A 2,557-nucleotide genomic window follows, 5' to 3' on the forward strand; every position below is an offset into this window, starting at 1 on the left:
CCGCGCTCCTCGAGGAACTCACCCTGCAAGATTTCCCGCATCCGGAAACCGGGGCAAGAATGACCTTCGCCCTCGTCTAAAGTGCCAACCGGGTTTCCTCCGAGATCAGGAAATCTGAACTTGCGCACGATCAGTGCCGACAGACCTTCGGCGGACCAGCGCCGCTGCTGGTGGTCGCCGTGCCACCACTGCGTCTGCGACAGCCGGGCCTTGACGAAGCGGGCAATCGGCAGTTCGGGGGCATCCTCGAGCAGTTCCTCTGCCGCCTCGCCGACCAGACAGCCTTCGCGGCCGATATAAACGACGCTTGGCGTCCGGAACTGACTGGCGTTGTGCACGTCGGGGAACAGCGCCGGCTGCCCATAGGAATTCACATGCGCCATCATCGAATACGTGGTGCCGAGGTCGATGCCGGGAAAGATCATGCGCCCGCCTCACTCGAACCCGATGGCATCGCCGATCTGCGCAGTGCGTCCCTGGCCTGGTCGAACCATTCGCCAACGATCTGCCTGAGCTTGCCGACTTGTTGACCGAAGCCCTGAAGCTCCCGCAGCCGCTGGTCGATCAGCTTGAGTTTGGCACGCGCGTCGCGCCGTTCGCTCTCGGTCGCCTGCACCTTGGCCAGTTGAGCCTCGCGCAGCGCGGCATCGAGCCGGGAAAACGCCTGCCGCTTGATCTCGTCGAGAGCCTGCTGCAAGCGGTTCTGCTTTTCGCGAAGAATGTCGTTCAGCACACGATTGAACTCGGCGGCCACACTCTCGCGAACACGCTCGATCTCCTTGTCGAAACCTTCTTCCTCTTCGCGCTGCCAGCTCCTGTAGGTGAAAGCGACCGTGCCGAGAAACAGGACCAGGAAAACCACCCCGGCCCAGGCCGCCTGGCGAACGTTGAAGCCGACGAAGCTGCCCACCAGCGACAGCCCCATCATCGCCACGAAAACGATGCGCCGCCCTTCGCCCAGCCGTTGCATGAAGCCACGCCGGGGGATTTCCCCGCGATACTTGATGTCGAGATCGAGCATCTCCGCCAGCGGCTCCCACAGCGAGCGGTTGTCCGGCGGCGTCAAAGCGAGGCTGCGATTGACCGCGCCCGTCTTCGCCAACATACCCTCGGCACTCCCTCGTGTTTCTTCGAGGCTGTCGCGGATCAGCACGCACTCTTCGTCGAGTTGGTAGCGCAAGGCCTTGGACAGGCGACGGCGGAAGTCGGCCAGCACCTCGGTCTTGAGCGACAGTCTGATCGTCTTCGAAGAGGTCTCCCGGTCGAGGTCGGCCGCTTGCAGGCTGGCCAGCAGTTGTTCGAGGACCTGCGCAAGTTCACCCGACTTCAACAAGGCCCGGCGATTGCCTTCACGCAGCGACTGCATCAACTTGTTCAACTCGTCACTCAACTGCAGCTTGTAGCGATCGAACACCAGCTTCAGGTCCTGCTCCCTGGCGGCCGCATCGGCTGCTCGTTCCAGGCGAGCTTCTCGCTTCTGGCGCGACTGCAACTGACGCAGATCGGTTTCGAAACGCTCCTGGATTATGTCGACCAGGCTGCTGGCGCGTTGCGCGAGGGCGATCCCGGACAAGGACTGCCGCAGCGGATGATTCGGACCGCGGGCGATGAAGTCAGGCAGAAAGCTGCCACCTTCGGCGAGAACACCAAGGGGAAAGACGGTCGGCCCGGCGACGGCGATCTGCCGCAACCAGACCGGCGCCGCCGTTGGCGCAGCGCCAACGACCACCGGCCAGATGCCGGCAACGGCTCCTGCCAGGATCTGGATCGCGTCGAGGTCATCCTGCGTCGGACGATAGTCGCCAGCCGCCGCGACCATCAGCACCGGCGCGCGATTGACCAGCGTCCCGAGGATCGCCGGGTAGCGCAGGACGGTGGCCGAGTCGCGCGTGACGATGAGGTGCAGGTTGCGCAGCGGTGGTGGCGCCGCCAGCGCCAGGCGGATCGGCTCCGCCAGATCGGGGCTGGCGCTACCCAGATCTGCAAAAGCCGCCGCCGTCGCTCCGCGGATTCGAAATCCGATCTTCCCTGGGATTCCGTTTCCAGGCTGTAGCCGCGCTCCTGCAGGTGAACCTCGAGCATCTCCAGCGGCTCGGACAACTTGATCGTCACGCTGTGGTGCTGGGGGCCAACCAGCCAGGTCAGTGCCGTCGCCCGCGCCGCCGGATCAAGGCCCAGGAGAACGACGGAAACCGAGCTGTCTGGCGGTCCGAGCAGGGCGTCCGCCTGATCGACGAGCGGCGTCTCCGCCTGCCCGCGCTCGAGCTGTTCTGCAATGGCGCGCAACTGTTGCGCGCCCTCCCTTGGGGTATACGAAAACCCCGCAATGCCTGCCATCGAGCTTGAACTCCGAAAATGCCCACTGGGTCAGAACGAACAAGCTGCGAAGCTTACCGCAAGGATCACGCCAAGGTCACGAAATCATTGAATTTCCAGCAGTTCTCATTTCAAACCCACGCAAGGGGGCTGTTGGCGTAGGTTGGCGCACGAGGATTGGCAGACTTGGGCGATGAAGATTGAGGGAGACTCTGGCTGTTCTTAAAATAACGCTGTTAAA

Annotated in this window: 2 protein-coding genes and 1 pseudogene; all 3 read right to left on the minus strand. The window is 63.3% G+C overall.

The genetic code is table 11. The features are described 5' to 3' along the window. Nucleotides 1-425 (minus strand): annotated as a pseudogene (locus tag Q1L50_RS01955) (hypothetical protein); the annotation flags it as partial. Continuing rightward, nucleotides 422-1,825: a hypothetical protein gene (locus Q1L50_RS01960; RefSeq protein ID WP_300335502.1), complete on the minus strand. Its 1,404-nt coding sequence runs from the start codon at nt 1,823-1,825 to the stop codon at nt 422-424. The pseudogene Q1L50_RS01955 and the gene Q1L50_RS01960, both read right to left, overlap by 4 nt. Next, nucleotides 1,819-2,337, minus strand: coding sequence for a hypothetical protein (locus Q1L50_RS01965; protein WP_300335503.1), 519 nt, complete (start codon nt 2,335-2,337; stop codon nt 1,819-1,821). The genes Q1L50_RS01960 and Q1L50_RS01965 overlap by 7 nt, the downstream gene beginning before the upstream one ends. Nucleotides 2,338-2,557: the final 220 nt, after the last annotated feature.

This window comes from Accumulibacter sp. (assembly GCF_029255145.1).
Taxonomy (GTDB): Bacteria; Pseudomonadota; Gammaproteobacteria; order Burkholderiales; family Rhodocyclaceae; genus Accumulibacter.

What these genes read in the sequence shown, in the direction of transcription:
- Q1L50_RS01965 (WP_300335503.1), bottom strand. Translation starts at nt 2,337, where the DNA reads ATGGCAGGCATTGCGGGGTTTTCGTATACCCCAAGGGAGGGCGCGCAA.